The 17582-nt window shown below is 39.7% G+C and carries 14 protein-coding genes; all 14 read left to right on the forward strand.

Annotation, left to right across the window (positions count from 1 at the left end):
* The first annotated feature begins 76 nt into the window (after window positions 1–76).
* The 14 genes from GCWU000282_RS03940 (at window position 77) to GCWU000282_RS15760 (ending at window position 17578) form a co-directional block, all read left to right on the forward strand.
* Entirely contained in the window at window positions 77–1486 is a 1410-nt protein-coding gene (locus tag GCWU000282_RS03940) for a Sapep family Mn(2+)-dependent dipeptidase (RefSeq protein WP_023353717.1), read from the forward strand.
* A complete protein-coding gene (locus tag GCWU000282_RS03945; protein ID WP_023353718.1) occupies window positions 1487–3964 on the forward strand; it encodes an LTA synthase family protein in 2478 nt (825 codons plus the stop codon).
* Window positions 3948–5126 carry a helveticin J family class III bacteriocin gene (locus tag GCWU000282_RS03950; RefSeq protein WP_023353719.1) on the forward strand — a complete coding sequence of 393 codons (1179 nt, stop codon included), beginning with the start codon at window positions 3948–3950 and terminating at the stop codon, window positions 5124–5126. The genes GCWU000282_RS03945 and GCWU000282_RS03950 overlap by 17 nt, the downstream gene beginning before the upstream one ends.
* A 130-nt stretch (window positions 5127–5256) precedes the next feature.
* A complete protein-coding gene (locus GCWU000282_RS03955) occupies window positions 5257–5598 on the forward strand; it encodes an Asp23/Gls24 family envelope stress response protein (RefSeq protein WP_023353720.1) in 342 nt (113 codons plus the stop codon).
* Between the two features lie 108 nt (window positions 5599–5706).
* Complete coding sequence (gene nusB, locus GCWU000282_RS03960) at window positions 5707–6123, forward strand: transcription antitermination factor NusB (RefSeq protein ID WP_023353721.1); 417 nt, start codon at window positions 5707–5709, stop codon at window positions 6121–6123.
* A 1-nt stretch (window position 6124) separates the two neighbouring features.
* Window positions 6125–7405: an exodeoxyribonuclease VII large subunit gene (gene xseA, locus GCWU000282_RS03965; RefSeq protein ID WP_023353722.1), complete on the forward strand. Its 1281-nt coding sequence runs from the start codon at window positions 6125–6127 to the stop codon at window positions 7403–7405.
* Window positions 7398–7607: an exodeoxyribonuclease VII small subunit gene (gene xseB, locus GCWU000282_RS03970; protein ID WP_023353723.1), complete on the forward strand. Its 210-nt coding sequence runs from the start codon at window positions 7398–7400 to the stop codon at window positions 7605–7607. The genes xseA and xseB overlap by 8 nt, the downstream gene beginning before the upstream one ends.
* Window positions 7600–8523: a polyprenyl synthetase family protein gene (locus GCWU000282_RS03975; protein ID WP_023353724.1), complete on the forward strand. Its 924-nt coding sequence runs from the start codon at window positions 7600–7602 to the stop codon at window positions 8521–8523. Before xseB ends, GCWU000282_RS03975 begins: the two co-directional genes overlap by 8 nt.
* 18 nt (window positions 8524–8541) lie before the next feature.
* Complete coding sequence (gene dxs, locus GCWU000282_RS03980) at window positions 8542–10431, forward strand: 1-deoxy-D-xylulose-5-phosphate synthase (RefSeq protein ID WP_023353725.1); 1890 nt, start codon at window positions 8542–8544, stop codon at window positions 10429–10431.
* Window positions 10432–10436: 5 nt separating this feature from the next.
* Window positions 10437–11264, forward strand: a complete 828-nt coding sequence (locus GCWU000282_RS03985; RefSeq protein WP_023353726.1) for a TlyA family RNA methyltransferase — start codon at window positions 10437–10439, stop codon at window positions 11262–11264.
* Window positions 11261–12139 (forward strand): NAD(+)/NADH kinase, encoded by an 879-nt coding sequence (locus GCWU000282_RS03990; RefSeq protein WP_023353727.1) that lies wholly within the window; start codon window positions 11261–11263, stop codon window positions 12137–12139. The genes GCWU000282_RS03985 and GCWU000282_RS03990 overlap by 4 nt, the downstream gene beginning before the upstream one ends.
* 26 nt (window positions 12140–12165) lie before the next feature.
* The gene (gene argR, locus GCWU000282_RS03995) at window positions 12166–12615 is read left to right on the forward strand and encodes an arginine repressor (RefSeq protein ID WP_023353728.1); all 450 of its coding nucleotides are present in this window, start codon (window positions 12166–12168) and stop codon (window positions 12613–12615) included.
* Between the two features lie 148 nt (window positions 12616–12763).
* Window positions 12764–13492 (forward strand): YebC/PmpR family DNA-binding transcriptional regulator, encoded by a 729-nt coding sequence (locus tag GCWU000282_RS04000; protein ID WP_023353729.1) that lies wholly within the window; start codon window positions 12764–12766, stop codon window positions 13490–13492.
* Between the two features lie 141 nt (window positions 13493–13633).
* Complete coding sequence (locus GCWU000282_RS15760) at window positions 13634–17578, forward strand: Ig-like domain-containing protein (RefSeq protein ID WP_023353730.1); 3945 nt, start codon at window positions 13634–13636, stop codon at window positions 17576–17578.
* Window positions 17579–17582 lie beyond the last annotated feature (4 nt).

The following is a 17582-nucleotide window of genomic DNA, read 5'->3' on the forward strand; positions in this document are numbered from 1 at the left end:
ACTACTTGAAAATGATTATTAAAAAGGGTATGATGGTTCATTAAGTAAGTAAAATTGTAATTACGGAGGTATAAAGATGGCTTACGAAAAAGAAATCAGTGATTATATTGAGAGTCATAAAGAAGAAATGTTAAATGATCTTATGGATCTTATAAGAATTAACAGTGAAAAGGGTGAAGAGAAGCCCGGTATGCCTTACGGTGAAGGCCCTTATAAGGCGTTGGAGGTAGCTACGAAGCTCCTTACAGGATATGGCTTCAAGGTGAATAATTATGATAACAGAGTAATTACAGCCGATTCCTATGATTTACCTACCCGCTTAGATATTTTAGCTCATCTTGATGTAGTTCCTGCCGGAGATGACTGGACAGTTACAGAGCCTTACAACCCTGTAATTAAAGACGGTTGCCTCTACGGAAGAGGAAGCTGTGATGACAAGGGACCTGCAATAGCGGCTCTTTATGCAATAAGGGCGGTAAAGGAGCTAAATATTCCGCTCAAACATAATGTACGTCTTATCTTAGGTTCAGACGAGGAGTGTGGCAGCAGTGATGTAGAGTATTATTATTCTAAAGAAAAGGCTGCACCTATGACCATTACTCCCGATGCATCCTGGCCTCTTATCAATATTGAAAAGGGCGGTATCAGCAACGAGTTTACGGCCGAGTATGAAAAGACCGAAAAGACACCCGGCATAGTTTCAGTAAGTGGCGGTCTTAAGATAAATGTAGTTCCGGGCAAGGCAAGTGCTGTGGTTAAGGGACTTAAAGAGGCAGATGTTAAAGAAATAACAAAGAAATTTGAAGAAGAAACAGGGCTTAAGTTTGTTTTTACAGAGGAAGGCGACCTGCTTAAGATTACAGCCATAGGTGTAAATGCACATGCATCCCTCCCTCATATGGGCAAGAATGCAATCCAGGGACTTGTTACACTTTTGTCAAAGTTCCCACTTGCGGATGCACCTGTAAATAATTACGTAAAAGCTTTGAATAATATCTTCCCTTATGGCGACTATAATGGTAGAACAATGGGAGTTGATCTTAAAGATGATGTGTCAGGAGAAACCACAGTAAGTTTTGATATACTTGAAATCACAGAAACACATTTTAAGGGTGCTTATGACTGTCGAGCAAGCATAATAGCCAATGATGAAAATACAGGTAAGGTAATGGAGGATAAAATTCGTGAGCAGGGATTTACCATTCCTGAAAAAGCTATGTTTGCACCGCATATAGTAGATGGAGAGTCCGAGCTTGTTAAGACACTTTTAAAATGCTATGAGAAGGGATTCGGAGTTACGGGAGCTAAGCCTATAGCTATAGGTGGGGGAACCTATGTACACCATGTTGAAAATGGTGTAGCTTTTGGCTGTGAAGTACCTGAGGTAGACAATCATATGCATGGTGCAGATGAATTTATGGTAGTTGATATGATAGTTAAGAGTGCCAAAATATTTGCAGATGCGATAGTGGAGTTATGCAAGTAAATGAAAATTGTAAAAAGGATTTATAAAGTCTATAAAAAATATAATCCTGATGAATCATTGTTAGGATATTTTAAAAGGCATATAGGGCAGGTTGTGCTTGCCCTTATGCTTTCTCTGTTTGTAACGGGAATTTTTTGTTTTGATGCAGCTAAAACAGTGTACAACAAGCATGGCAAGGATATTGAAACCTTGTTTTACACAGATGATTTTGACAATACAGTGTGGGGAATAATACTGATACTCATCCCTATGCTTTTATGTATATACAGTATGTTTCGCTTCGGAGGAACACCAAAGGAAAAGAAGATTATTAAGCGCGCTGACAATTCTGTACTTACTCAGATTATTATAATTCTTACACTTGCAGGAGCAGGGGGAATTTTAAGATATAGCGGAAAAGAAATCTACGCATTGGTAAATAAATTCATCTTAAATAATGACGGAGTAGCTTTTCTGAAATTCATAGGGGTTCTTCTCCTTGTGACATTTGGCGCGACCTGGGAAAAGCTCATAATCTGGCTAAAATCAGGCGGAGCGTATAAACATCCATGGTTTATAAAATGCTTTATGGCGGTACTTACAGGACTTATGGGCTTCTACCTGGTAGAAATGCAGATGGGAACACCGCCTAACGTAATTGTAAAAATGATATTTTTCAACATAATGTACTGGACCCTACTCTATACTTTTCTTTATGCGATTTTCAGGGGAATTAAAATACCTGCGTTTTTATGCATTATACTTGCATATATACTGGGATTAGCAAATTATGTTGTGTTACAGTTCAGGGGTAATTATATTATGTTCGGAGACCTGACTGTAGTAGGTACAGCTATGGAAGTGGCAGGAAGGTATAAATTTCATCCGGATACGCCGTTTTTTGTGGCAATAGGAATCTTTGTTGTATTTTTTATAATGTTGATATTTATACCTGGACTTAAAAGAAGAAAAATAAAACCTATAAGAAGAATTATTACAACACTGATAGCGGTTGGGATTATATTAGCAGGCTCTATAGCTGCTTTTCAGAATGGACTTTTATACAATTATATATTTGGACTTTCCTGGAATTATAACCAGAATGTAACGGATGAGGGATATCTTGCATATTTTTTCAGCAATATGCATGCCACAAGCGGAGTGAAGGTAGAAGGCTACAGCGATAAGGTGGCAAAAAATGCGGTTGAGGAAGTGCTTAATTCCCCCGACAACATAATGAAAGATTATAAAGACGGTGAAAGATTTCCTACTATCATAGTAATTCAAAACGAAACCTTTGCAGACCTTTCCGTGCTGGCGGATATTAAGACTGATAAGCCTGTTATGCCGTTTATAAACAGTCTTAAGAAAAACACTGTAAAGGGTTATGTAAATATGAGCGTAACCGGCGGGCCTACTGCCAATACCGAATTTGAGTTTCTTACAAGAAGCTCCATGGCTTACATGCCGACCGGCTCAGTGCCTTATACACAGTATTTAAAACAAAATGTACCATCTTTGGTTGAGGTATTAAAACATCAGTCGAAGCCTTACCTGACAACAGCCTTTCATCCTTACTATTCATCCGGATATAACAGACGGAGTGTATATGAGTATATCGGCTTTGATAATGCTGTGTTCTATGAGGAATTTAAGGGTAAGGAATTGCTTCGCGGTCTTATAACAGATAAAAATGATTATAAAGACCTGATAGAAATGTACGAAAAAAATAAAAAAATTAACAAAGATCAGCCACAATTTTTCTTTAATGTAACTATGCAGAACCATGGCGGATTTTCCAATAATAAGGTAAATTTTGATGAGCCTGTTAAGATAACTAATTTTAAAGCGGTTCAGGCTCTGGATAATTTTGTATCTCTTATGAAAACCAGTGATACAGCATTGATAGACCTTATCGGTTATTTTAAGAAGGTGGATGAGCCTGTAATTATTTTATTCTACGGAGACCATCAGCCCTCATTTTCAGATGATGCAACCAAACAGCTTAACGAGCACAGTCTTTATAAAAATGATAATGACAAACGTCTTTCAAAATTTGTTGTTCCGTATTTTATCTGGGCAAATTATGATATTCCCGAGTATGATGGTATGCATGAGGGTGGCCTTACAGGTGAATACAATACGATTTCGGTGAATTATCTGGCTTCGATGTTGCTTAAGTATTCAGGTGTAGAGCTGACTGATTATGATAAATATTTACTTAACATACATCAATACATACCGGCTATGTCGGCTCTCGGTTACTGGGACAGCAACGGAAAAAGGCTGTTCTCAACTCATCTAACCAAGCCTGCAGCTACAGAATTTGGACAGAATACCAGGCATAAAGCTAAAAAGATAGATGAGAAGAAGGCGGAAAAACTTAAAAAAGGCTATGAGAATGTTCAGTATAATCTGATATTTGATGCTAAAAATAAGCTGTGGGACGTATTTTTACCACAGAACAAGGAGTTAGAAAAGGATGAAAAAACTGATTAAATGTATATGCGTAATTCTGCTTCTTTGCCTGGCGTATTCAGGCTTAGGAAGGGAAGCGCAGGCTGCAAATTACAATGAGGTGGTCGTTGAAGGGGGCTATAGGTTTCTGCTGTACTACACTCAGGCAATACAAGGTTATGCGGTGGACGGAACCGATATATACATACAGCAGGCCTACAGTGAAAATGAATTTGACGAGTTTGATGATTATAAGACAGGCAGGGTTGAAAACCTTGTATTAATAAGCAGATGTCAGTATTCGGCTGAGTATGATGCCTATAAGCCGGTTGACCATATGGTACTTAGAAATGTAGGGCATGGCCAGAGTATGGAAGTGTATAACTACAACGGCAAAAAGTATCTTATGATTTCCTGCGGGAGTAAAGGTACTTCAAAAAGTACTCTCTGGTGGTCTACACAGATAGGAAGAATTGAATATATACCGGGTGCATTTGTAAATAACAGTGATATAAAGCGTCTTACTTATCTGAATTATTCTAACAAAAAGACAAAGAGATTTGGCACGACAATGCGTGTGGATGCGACTCTTACTCCGGACAAAAATACACTTGTTATCTGGAAGATGAATGAAAAAGGCCAGTCAGAATACTCAGGTTATAATTTTTCTGTGGTAAATAAAGAGCTTGATAAGGCAAAAAATAATGAGGTAAATGTAAAAGAGAATAAGAAAATAAAAAAAGCACTGGTGTTCTCAACAAAGGCAGTTAAACTTGCACCGAGGTCTTTTCAGGGGCTTGCAGCAACAAACAAAAGCAACGGCAAGTATACTCTTTATATATCTTCAGGTGATGAGAGATATTATAAAAAAACCGGCATTTCCATACATAAGTATGAAATTAAAGGTAAAAAAATAAAACACAAAGGCACAGTAAAGTTGAATGCCGCTGATGTATGGAGTGTATTTCCACCGGAAACGGATGAGGAAGAAAGTTCTGATGCAGAAGAAAGTGAAGCAAGCAGCGATGAAGAGGATGATTATACAGAGGAGGATGTCTACACAGATGAGGAAGAAGATCAGGATGTTGTTTTAGCTGAAGTTGAGGCTGTTAAAATTGTAGGCTCAGACCTCCAGTTTGTTGTAAGAAATACAGGTAATGCGGATCAGCAGCTTATATGTACTATATCGCAGTATGAGTTTTAGAGATTTGTATCTAAAGATTGCAAAAATATTCATATATGGTTATAATAATATGAGAGCAAAAATCATAGAGTTCCGGCTGAGATTTGTCTGTTAAAGAATTTGTTTCATCGTCGGTACTAAGGAGGTTAGTATGAATACAAATGAGGCTAAAAATATTGGTGAGATTTACATAGCTGATGAAGTGGTGTCTGCAGTAGCAGGACTTGCAGCTCTTGAGGTAGAAGGGGTAAAAGCAGTTGCAGGCAAGCCTTCTGAGAATTTCAACTCAAAACATGCATATAAAAAAGTAAAGGTGCAGGTGGTTGGAGCTTTTGTATATGTAGACATGTCTGTAGATATTAAGTATGGATATAGCATACCTAAGGTTACAAGACAGATTCAGGAAAAGGTAATCACAGCTCTTCAGAATATGATCGGCTTAACCTGTAAGGAAGTAAATGTAAGGGTTGTAGTTGCACCTGATGTAGTTTAACCAATTATTTATCCTTTAATACTTGAAATCAGATAACTATAGAGAATCTCCTTTAAGTGTGTTTTCTTGAAGGGGATTCTTGTGCATTGAAATAATGAAAGGTTTTTTATGACAAGAAGAGAATTTAGAGAACATACTGCCAAGCTTATTTTTATTTTTGATTTTTATCCTGAAGCGGAGTGGAAAGAGCAGTTTGAATCCTACGCAGACTATTCCGAAATTAAAGAAGACAGGGAAGGTTTGTGGCAGAGAGTCATGGCCTTGGAGGAGAAAAAGGCGGAAGTAGACAGCCTTATAGATGGCGCAAGTAAAAAATGGAGAATAAGCAGACTTTCAAAGACAGATCTTATGCTCTTACGTGTAGCCGTATATGAGATAAAGTTTGACAGTGAAATACCTGACAAGGTATCCGTAAATGAAGCGGTAGAGCTTGCCAAAATCTATGGAGGAGATGAATCACCTGCCTTTGTAAACGGAGTTCTTGCTAAATTCATGTCCGGAGAAGAGGCTAAGGAAGAAAAGTAATATGGCTGAGAAAAAAATATTTTCAGTACTCGAAATTACAAGATATATTAAAAGCAGGCTTGAAGGTGATTTTGCGCTTAGAAATGTAAGAATAAGCGGTGAGGTCTCTGATTGCAAAGAAGATAAAAAGGGACATTTATACTTTACCATCAAGGATGACGGGGCTGTTATGGGCTGTGCTATGTGGTCTGCAAAGAGGATATCAGGTCTTGATTTTAAGTTGGAGACAGGTCAGCACATAGTAGTTACGGGCAATATAGGAGTCTATGAAAAATGGGGCGACTATAAGCTTTATGCCGATAAAATCGAAAAAGAAGGAGTCGGGAAACTCTTTGAAGAGCTGGAGAAACTAAAGCAGAAGCTTAAGGCGGAAGGGCTATTTGACGAGGCACATAAGAAACCGATTCCGAAATATCCCAAGAAAATAGGTATTATAACCTCAAGAACAGGGGCTGTAATAGAAGATATCAAGAGGACTGCAAGAGAAGCAAATGCCTATGTACAACTTCTTTTATATCCGGCAACGGTGCAGGGCGCAGAGGCAGCAGCTACCTTAATTAAGGGAATTAAACGCTTCGAGAAAGAAGGAGTGGATACCATAATTATAGGAAGGGGCGGAGGCTCCATAGAAGATTTATGGTGTTTTAATGATGAGAGACTTGCAAGGGCTGTCTACAACTGTAGTATACCCATTATATCAGCAGTGGGACATCAGACGGACAGAACTCTGGTAGATGAAGTATCTGACCTCAGTGTGGCTACACCTACCGCAGCAGCTATGAATGCGGTACCGAAACTGGAGCTTGCTTTTGGTGAACTGGATGCTTATAAGGACAGCATAGCAAATAAATTTCAGTTGAAAATTGACAGAATGAAGGCCTGGCTTGATAAAACTGACTTTTCTATAAGAAGGCAGAGCCCTGAAATGAAGTTAAAGGAAGTAGGAAGGCAGTTAGATAATTATTCGGCGAATTTTAACCGCAATATAGCGGCGAAACTGGATAACTACGACAGACTGCTGTTAAATAATAAGCAGATGCTTGAGCGCCTGATGAGAGCGTCTTATGAATCTGTAAATAAGAGGTTTATTTCGTTGACTGCCGAGATAGAAGGGAAATCCCCTATGAAAAGACTCTTGGGCGGATATTCCTATGTGGAGAATGAAGCGGGTGAGAATGTACGCAGTATAAAGGCGGTAAAGACAGGAGAAAGACTGAACCTTGTGCTTTCAGACGGTTCTCTTAAGGCTAGGGTAGAGGAGATAAATAAGAAAAATGGCTGAGAAAAAAACTAAAACTATAGAAGAAAATATGATAAGACTTAACGAGATAAACAACCTTATGGGAGATTCCTCTATCAAACTGGAGGAATCCTTTAAGTTATATAAAGAGGGAGTTGAACTTGTGGAGAAATGCAAGAAGCAGCTTGCAGATGTGGAGAAGCAGATAGTAATTCTTGAAGAACAGGGAAATAAAAATGAATAACACATTCACAGACAGACTTAGGCTTAAAACTGATGAAGCTGAAAAATTAGTAGCAGAGTATGCACCTAAGCTTGGTGAAGAGGATAAACTTCTGGAAGAAGCTATGAATTACAGCCTTCTGGCGGGAGGCAAACGCCTCAGACCTCTTATTATGCTTGAGATTTTCAGACTTTTTGGAGGTAAAAAGGAAGGGCTGGTTCGTCCTTTTGCGGCTGCACTTGAGATGATACATACCTATTCCTTAATTCATGATGACCTTCCCGCTATGGATAATGACGATTTGAGAAGAGGCAGGCCTACCAACCATAAAGTTTACGGAGAGGCTGTGGCTATACTTGCAGGGGACGGTCTGTTAAATCTTGCAGCTGAAACTTCAAGTAAAGCTTTTAGGTATTGTGAGACTATCTGTGAATATAAAAGAGTCGGAGAAGCTCTGTCAAGATTATTTACCTATTCAGGTGCTGATGGGATGATAGGCGGGCAGATTCTTGATATGCTTTCGGAGGAAGGCAAAAAGGAAAAAACTGAGGACTTCTTTTTAACTATGTATGACTTAAAGACGGGCGGACTTATAAAGGCTGCCTTTGTCATAGGAGCTTTGCTTGCAGGTGCCGGAGAAGATGAGATTGATATAATCGAAAAGGTTGGAGCCTCTGTAGGTCTTGTATTCCAGCTTCAGGATGATATTTTAGATATAAGCGGAGATGAGACAAAACTTGGCAAGCCTGTACGCAGTGATGAAAGAAACAATAAACTTACCTATCTTAAGCTTTTAGGAGCAGACAGGGCTAAAAAGCTTATAAATGAAAAAAATGCTTATATTATAGAAAATTTGAAAAATATCTGCAATAATAACAATAACTATGACGGCTTTATATCGGAATTTGTTGAATATTTGAAAAACAGGGACAGATAATTAAATGGGGGTGTAGCTATGCCGTTACTGGATAATATAAACAAACCTAATGACATAAAAAAAATACCGGAAAGCGAACTGAGAGAATTAGCTGTGGAGATAAGAAGGCTGCTAATTAAGTCGGCCGCCAAAAACGGTGGACATCTTGCATCCAATCTTGGTATAGTGGAACTGACAATAGCCTTGCACCGCTATCTTAATCTTCCGAAGGATAAATTGATATGGGATGTAGGACATCAGTCCTATGTGCATAAGATACTTACCGGCAGGAAGGACAGATTTGACAGCTTAAGAAAATTAGACGGACTGTCAGGATTTCCAAAAAGAAACGAAAGCGACTGTGATGCTTTTGGAACCGGACATGCTTCAACTTCTGTTTCAGCGGCACTCGGTATGGTGGCTGCAAGGGATTTGCGGAATACAAAAGAGAAAGTAGTGGCAGTTATAGGTGACGGTGCGATGACGGGAGGAATGGCACTTGAAGCGCTGAACAATGCCGGTACTCTTAATTCCAATCTGATTATTATATTAAATGACAATGAACGCTCCATCTCAAGAAATGTGGGCGGAGTAGCGAGGTATCTGGACGGAATAAGAACCAACAGAAAATACTTGAAGTTAAAAAATGATGTTAAAGAAACTCTGAACACTACCTCTATCGGTAACAGTTTGTTTGAAAAGCTAAAGACTTCCAAAGACATGATAAAGCGGCTCTTTGTTCCGGGTATGTTTTTTGAAGACATGGGGCTTACCTACCTTGGACCGGTAAACGGGCATAATGTAAAGGAACTTCAATCTGCACTTGAAAATGCGGGCAGGGTTGACGGAGCCGTAATTATTCATGCTATTACAAGGAAAGGGCTTGGCTATAAGAAGGCTGAAGAATGCCCTGCAAAGTTCCATGGAGTAGAGCCTTTTGATATAAAAACAGGAGAAAACTTAGGTTCCAAATCAGGAAAAAGCTATACTTCCATCTTCTCGGAAACTATGCTTGAAATGGCGGCAGAGGATGAAAGACTGGTTGCAATTACCGCGGCCATGCCTTTTGGTACAGGACTTTACAACTTTAAGCAGACTTATCCGAAGAGGTTTTTTGATGTGGGTATCGCGGAGGAACATGCCGTAACCTTTGCGGCAGGAATGGCAGCAGGCGGACTTAAGCCTGTGGTTGCTATATATTCCACATTTTTACAAAGAGCCTATGACCAGCTTATCCATGATGTCTGTCTCCAGCAGCTGCCTGTGGTGTTTGCTATAGACAGGGCAGGACTGGTCGGAAGTGACGGAGAAACTCATCAGGGCATCTTTGATACAAGTTATTTAGCCACTATTCCGGGACTTACGGTTCTATGTCCCAAGGATGGCAGAGAACTGAAAGAAATGTTAAAATATGCCTATGAGCTTAATAAGCCTGTAGCTGTACGCTATCCGAGAGGAATAGCAGAAGATATTGAAGATATAGAATTTAAGCCTATAGTAAGTTATGAAAATGAAATTATGAAAAACGGTAAAGATATTGCGGTATTTGCAACCGGAAAGACTGTAAAACTTGCGCTTGAGACAGAGAGGGTATTACAGGGTAGCGGGATAAGCCCTACAATAATAAATGTCAGATTTTTGGATAAGGCAGACGGTAAGCTTTTGGAAGAGCTTAAGAAAGAACATGAAATTATAGCTACTATAGAAGAAAGTGTGAGAACGGGAAGTTATACAGAGAGGCTTATGGCAGAATCTGCCCGCCGTAAGTTAAATTATAACTTCATTCCCATAACCTTACCGGATAGCTTTATTGAACATGGAAGTCAGAACGAGCTTTGGGAAAGATATGGCTTTGATGCCGGAGAAATTGCAGAAAAAATAAAAGAAGAGGCTCTGCTTAAATTAGATGCCGAGCTATTTAGAAGGTAATAATAATGAAAGAAAGACTGGATGTGCTTCTTACCGAAAGGGGCTTCTTTGTTTCAAGGGAAAAAGCCAAGGCTGTTATTATGGCGGGGGAGGTCTTTGTCAACGGACAGAGAGAGGATAAGGCCGGCAGTAAATTCGACAGGGAAGCAGAGATAGAGGTTAAGGGCAAGGTATTAAAATATGTAAGCCGGGGCGGACTTAAGCTTGAAAAAGCAGTTGAAGTTTATGGTTTGGATCTTATGGATAAAATCTGTATAGATATCGGATCTTCCACAGGAGGCTTTACGGACTGTATGCTTCAAAACGGAGCCGCAAAGGTCTATGCAATAGATGTCGGTACCAACCAGTTAGCCTGGAAACTGAGAGAAGATAAAAGGGTTGTGTCCATGGAAAAGACCAATATCCGCTATGTTACAGAGGAAGATATTCCTGAAAAGGTTGATTTCGCTTCTGTGGATGTATCTTTTATCTCTTTAACCAAAGTTCTGCCTGTCGCTGTTAATCTGTTAAAGGATGAGGCATACATGGTCTGCCTTATTAAGCCGCAGTTTGAAGCCGGCAGAGAAAAGGTCGGTAAAAAGGGCGTTGTAAGAGATTTCTCCGTACATAAGGAAGTTATAGAACTGGTAATTAATTTTGCGATAGGCTTGAATTTTTTTATAAAAGGACTTACCTTTTCACCGGTAAAAGGTCCTGAAGGCAACATAGAATATCTTCTTTATATGCAGAAAAGAAATGAGAAGATGAGCGGGGCCGAGACAGATAAAATTATAAAAGATATGGAAAAAGTGGTAGATGAAGCAAAAACTACCCTTAATCAGACGGAGGTATGATGATAAAAATAGGGATTATAGTTAATCATTCTACCAGAGCAGGCGAGCTGGATATCTGTAAGATTTGCGGTTATATTGAAAAGAAGGGCGGAAGCTGCCATAAGCTTAAAGTAAGAGAAGAATCTGCTGAGCTTATGGAAAATTTTACAGATATATCAGAGCTTCCGGAGAATGCAGACTGTGTGATGGTATTTGGCGGTGACGGAACCATTATTCAGGCTGCCAGAGAATTAGCCTCTAAAGGGGTGCCTGTTTTAGGTGTTAACCTTGGTACGGTAGGTTTTTTGGCGGAAGTGGAGCTTGAAGAGGTACAGCAGGCAATAGATGCCGTATTTGAAAAAAAATATAATATTGAAAAGCGCTTTATGCTGAGCGGTAAGGTAATAAAAGAAGGAAAAACAGTATATGAAGCCAATGCCCTGAATGATATAGTGGTTGCAAGGGGAAATCTGGTGCGTGCTATACGGACAGCGGTATATATAAACGGAAATCCGATGAAGAGCGTGTACGGAGACGGTATCATAGTTACAACACCTACCGGCTCTACCGGCTATAATCTTTCAGCAGGAGGAGCAATAATAATGCCGGATGCAGAGGTGCTGGGTATCCTCCCAATATGCCCGCACAGCCTTGATTCAAGAGGGGTAATTACCTCAGCTTCATCAAAGGTAGATATAGCGGTGGAGTGGAATAAGAGAAGCGAACCGGAAGAAGCCATAGTAAGCTTTGATGGAAACAAGGGAATAAGGCTGATGCCCGGAGACAGGGTTGAAATAGTGAAGGCAGAACTTATAGTACCGTTTTTAAGAATCAATGATTTTAAGTTCTTTGACAGTGTAAGGAAGAAGTTTATTCTAAATAATGTTGGTTTATAATTCTTAAATTAAAATTTGGGGGACTTATGAAGATAAAAAGGCATAATGAAATATTAGAACTTATAAAGTCAAGAGAAATAGGAACACAGGAGGAATTGTTGGATCTCCTTAAAAATAAAGGTTATGACGTTACTCAGGCAACTATTTCAAGGGATATAAGAGAGTTGAATCTGACTAAGGTAAATAACGGCGGCAGGCAGAAATATGCGGTTATTGTAAAAGATGAGGAATTCAGCGATAAGTATGTAAGGGTACTTAAGGAAGGCTTTGTGTCCATGCTGTCTTCCGGCAACCTCATAGTATTAAAAACTGTGGTGGGTATGGCTATGGCTGTGGCTACTGCGATAGATGCTTTGGAAATGCCTGAGATTATAGGCTGTATAGCAGGAGATGATACGATATTTATAGCGGTATCGGAGAACAACAGTACGATGGATGTAATGAACAAGCTGAAAAAACTTACCAAAGAAGGCTAAACTCTTTACATAAGGGCTTGTTGGTGATAAAATAATGATACAAGTGTTAAAAGATAATAAATCCGATGCGAGCCTGCTTGCAAAAGGATTTATTATCTTTTAATGCTCAAACAATTTACATTAATATAAATGAAATGAGGAAAGTAAAATGTCAGGACATTCAAAATTTGCCAATATTAAACATAAGAAAGAAAAAAATGATGCTGCTAAAGGCAAGATATTTACCATTATCGGAAGAGAAATAGCTGTAGCTGTAAAGGAAGGCGGAGCGGATCCTGCCAATAACTCAAGGCTTCGTGATGTAATTGCCAAGGCAAAGGCTAATAATATGCCAAATGATACTATTGACAGAGGTATTAAGAAGGCGGCGGGCGATGCTAACTCGGTCAATTACGAGCATGCGGTATATGAGGGATATGGACCGAGCGGTACTGCTATTATAGTAGAGACTCTTACAGACAACAAGAACCGTACAGCGGCAAATGTAAGAAATGCATTTACAAAAGGCGGCGGTAATGTAGGCACACCGGGCTGTGTATCTTATATGTTCGATGAAAAAGGACAGATTCTTATAGATAAGGAAGAATACAGTGCGGATCCGGATGAATTTATGATGACTGTTATTGATGCGGGGGCAGAGGACTTCGTTGATAATGAAGACAGTTTTGAGATAATAACGGCACCTGATATGTTCTCCGAGGTAAGAGAGAAGCTTGAAAAACTTGGAGTACCTATGGCTGAGGCAGAGGTAAAGATGATACCTCAGAACTATGTAACTCTTACAAGTGAAGATGATATCAAGAAGATAAATAAGATATTTGACCTGCTTGATGCAGAGGATGATGTACAGAATGTATTCCATAACTGGGATGAATAAAGAAAGAAGATAAGTACCATAAAATAAACCATATCGTTTGCGTAAGTAAGTGATATGGTTTTATTAAGAATGACACATAACTGCCAAAGGATTAGTCTAGCATTGAAATGATAGCTTAATGTGAAGCATAGGAGGGCATTGATGAAGAATCAGAAAAATAATATCAAGAATTTCAGGAGCAAGCTGGCAATTTTTCTTGTTATACTGCTTGTACTGAATATTGCGCCGTTACCTGAAAGTGCAGGGAAGGGAATGGCATCTTTTGTTGCGGAAAATTTATCTAACCTGCAAAGAGCGGTAGGAAGCAGGATAAACAGTGTTTTTGCGGCAGATGACAAAGACTATTTACTTAAGGATGCACTCGGTACTTTTGAAGTGAATCTTTCGTCGGGAGGAGCATCCAAGGAGCCGTTTACTATTTCTACCGATACTGCAACACTTAACCTGTTAAGTGAATTAAAGACACCGCCAAAAACTTCTCAGGCTGTATCCGGCGCTAAAATTAAGCTCAATGACAGTTCGGAGAATGTTGTAAAGGCTGAGGTAATTCCTGCTGCCAACGGTGACAGTACGGGAATAAAGTTAACCAGAACAGGGGCGGGAAGTAAGGAAATATCGGGCAGTGTTACCATAGGTAATGCTAACTATAACTTTGGTTTCTATGTTAAGGTAGATTTGGAAATCGTAAAGACCAATACTACCACAGATCCTAAAGAGCCTCAATATAAACAGATATTTGCAACGGATAAAGGTCCTAATACATTGGTCATGCCGGTTGTTAACGGTAAATATCAGATTAAATTAAAGGGATACAAGGAATCCACTCCTGACGGTTACCTCAAATACAGCGGTTCCGTGCTTAACTGGTCAACATCCGTAAACGGTAAAAATAATGATGATTCAGTGCTTGAGGTAGAACAGAGCAACGGTGTGGTTACTGCGGTAGGAGCCGGTGTTGCGGAAGTGTCGGTGGCAGCGGGCGAAGATCCGACAGGAAAGGTAAAGCCTACTTCTACAATGGTAGTAGTGCCACTTAAAATGTCTACGGAAAATATTGTTGGCGGAAATTACAGAGATTTTAATGAAAATGTAGCTGACAGAGAGATTACGCTTGATGGCGGGAAAAAAACAATTTTCACCAATATGCTTGATCCGAATGATATTGAATGGGAAGTTAAGAAAGACGGAAAGAAAGTAAACAATATACTTTCTTTTACCAATACAAGGGTTAAGACCGATACCTCTGCTTCCAGTCTTGTGATTGAAGGAAGAAGAGCCGGAACCTATGATGTAACTGCCAGGCTTAAGAAGGTAAAGGGTGATTATAAAGATATAAGGCATATAAGACTGACTTTTAAGGTTACGGTACCTTTGACAGCAGCTAATGCAACAGTATATATGAATGTCGGAGATACTTATAATATTTACAATAACTCTAATATTGGAAGTATAAGTGAGTTTAATTTCACCGCAGATTCTTCGGGTACAGTAAAGGTTGATAATGCAACGTCAGTAATTACCGCGCTTAAAACAGGAACAGGAACAGTTACCGTAAGTAATGGGACAACCAGCTTTGTAATAACGGTAGTGGTAATTGATACAATAGCACTTAGTGCAAGCCATTTGACAATTCCCGTAGGCGGAACGGTTGACCTGAATGCTGTTGCTACAGATGTATCCACAAGTGATTCTTGGAACTGGTTCTCAGATAATGAATCTGTTGCAAAGGTAACAGGAAACGGAGTAAATGCTGTGGTAAAAGGTGTAGCGGCAGGTGAAACCACTGTTACGGTTGAGCATACAGTCAGCGGAATAACAAAGAAGGTATCCTGTAAAATAACAGTAACGGCGGCTGTTACAAAGATTACACTTACTCCTGCAGAAACTGTAATAGAAGTGGATAAGGTAGCTTCGATTAAGGCGGAATTAACTCCCAAGACTTCTACAGGAACCTATCTTTACTGGAGAAGTTCCAACCCTGAGATAGTTCAGATAGATGATGAAAACAATCATACTGCGGTAACATCTGTAACCGGTAAGGCACCGGGAACTGCAATTATTATGGCACTGAATAAAGAAAATGTTGTGCTTGGTTCTGCCAAAGTTATAGTAAATACGCCTGTAACAGGCATTATACTTTCACATAATGTTGCGGAGAAACCGCTGACCGATAAGACTTTCCAGCTTTCTGCAACTGCTACTCCAAAAGAGGCAGCGGCTTCTAAAATACTTTGGAAGTCAACCAACGAAAAGATTGCACAAGTTGATGGCAATGGTCTGGTAACATTTAAATCAGCGGGACATGTAAGCATTATAGCTTTTTCAGATATAAATCCCAGAATATCAGCAGCCTGTGACTTAACCATTATCAAGCCGGTGGAAAGCATTAAGCTTGATAAATCGGAGATTTCGCTTGCAGTAAGTGAAACTTACAAACTCAGTGTAACTATATCACCGAGTGATGCTTCAAATCAGAATCTTAACTATAAGTCAATGGATCCTAAGGTTGCCGATATAAGTAAAACAGGCCTTATTACTGCAAAACAGACAGGTACAGCCTATATTATAGTGTCTACCCCGGACGGTAAAGTTACGGCAAACTGCACAGTTAAGGTAACACAAAAGGCTACGGGAATGAAGCTTTCCGCAGCTTCACTCATACTGGATGTAGGAGAGAGTTATACCCTGGAAGCAACATTTAATCCTAAGAATACAACAGATACAAAAGTGCTTTGGTCGGTAAGTGATAAATCGGTGGCGAAGGTAGATGCAAAAGGTAAGGTAACAGCTATTTCTGCAGGAGAGACCATAGTTACAGCCAAGTCAAGTAACGGCCTTACAGCAATTTGTACGGTTAAGGTTAACCAGCCGGTAGGCAGTATTGAGCTTAACTATACAGAGTACGAACTTCCGGTCGGAGATGAGCTTGAACTTGAAGTAACTTTTGATAATGATGATGTTACCAATAAAAAAGTAAAATGGAAATCATCTAAAAGCTCCGTTGCCAGCGTAGATAAGAATGGTGTAGTTAAGGGTAAAAAGGGTGGTGTTGCCATAATTACGGTAACAGCGGATGAAAACGGGGTACAGGCAAGCTGTGTTGTAACTGTTGAGGAACCGGTATCCGATATCAAGTTAAACAGAACAAGCTATAATTTAGGATATCATAAGACTTTGTTACTAAAAGCCAAGCTTAAGACCAATTCTGCTACAAATAAGAAATTAAAGTGGTCAAGCAGTAAAAGCAGTGTTGCTTCTGTAAATAAGTCAGGTCAGGTATATGGAAAAAAACCGGGATATGCAACCATAAAGGTAAAGGCAACCGATGGAAGCGGAGCGGAAGCTACCGCAAGAATAAGGGTAGTAAGGGAAGTAGGTTCTTTAAGCACTAATCCGTCTTTCCTCTCTATGATAGTAGGGCGCAGAAAGACGATAAGAGTTAAAATAAACCCTAAAAATGCAACATATAAGACAGCAAAATTTACTTCTGACAATACAGATGTTGCAATGGTGGACTCTAAAGGAAGGGTAACCGCACTTGCGGCAGGAAAAGCAAAGATAACTGTTGCGGCAAAGGATAACAGTGGTAAAAAACAGGCTGTGGTTGTACAGGTAAGAGAATATATACCGGCTACAGGGCTTACCTTGTCCAATACAACACTCACAATGGGAATAGGAGACAGACAGAGTACTGTTTATTCCGTGGTACCGAGCGGTACGGATGATAAGATAAAATGGTCTACCAATAATAAGGCAGTTGCAAATGTAAATAAGAATGGACTTATTACGGGAGTGGCTCCGGGAACGGCTATTATAACGGCGGCAACAACAAGCGGCAAGACAGCGCAGGTTGCAGTTACTGTTGTGGGACTCAACTTCTATAACCTTTCAATGGAGCAATATGATACCTATACTCTGTCAGTGCTCGGTGATGTGAAGAACATTGCCTGGGATTCGGAAAATCCCGAAATAGCAACTGTTGCAGGTGGAGTAGTTACTGCTAAAAAACCGGGTTCAACCACAATTCTTGCCAGGGTAAACGGAGCGGTGCTTCGTTGCAGGGTGACAGTAAAGAACATACAGTAAGGGG

It is taken from the genome of Catonella morbi ATCC 51271, assembly GCF_000160035.2.
In the GTDB taxonomy this organism is placed as follows: domain Bacteria; phylum Bacillota; class Clostridia; order Lachnospirales; family Lachnospiraceae; genus Catonella; species Catonella morbi.